Annotated in this window: 1 protein-coding gene; it reads right to left on the bottom strand. The window is 57.9% G+C overall.

Annotated features, from left to right (window positions below; genetic code table 11):
- The coding region (locus AAEY72_RS15700) for an immunoglobulin-like domain-containing protein (protein ID WP_352311554.1) at window positions 1-252 on the bottom strand (252 nt) is incomplete at both ends.

Below are 252 nucleotides of genomic sequence, written 5' to 3'. Positions count from 1 at the left end.
CGGTCACAGTGCCAACCGTGTCGCCAGCCTTGATGGTGATCGAAGAGCCGTTATCCAACTTCAGCGTGACGTCGGTACCGGCCTTATTGCTCAAGGTCGCGGTATAGGTGATCTGGCCACCCTCATTCGCCTCCGTCGGCGCTGTCAGCGTAACGGTGGTGGTGTTATCGGTGCTCGGTGTATCGGTAACGGTGGTGTTAACCGGGGTAGTACCTGGAACCAGATTTTCGAAGTGCTCGCCGCCGGTAACAC

The sequence above is a fragment of the Psychrobacter sp. W2-37-MNA-CIBAN-0211 genome (genome assembly GCF_040309405.1).
GTDB classification, from domain to species: Bacteria; Pseudomonadota; Gammaproteobacteria; order Pseudomonadales; family Moraxellaceae; genus Psychrobacter; species Psychrobacter glaciei.
Note: the sequence above shows the minus strand (reverse complement) of the source record. Positions and strands in the feature narration are given on the sequence as shown.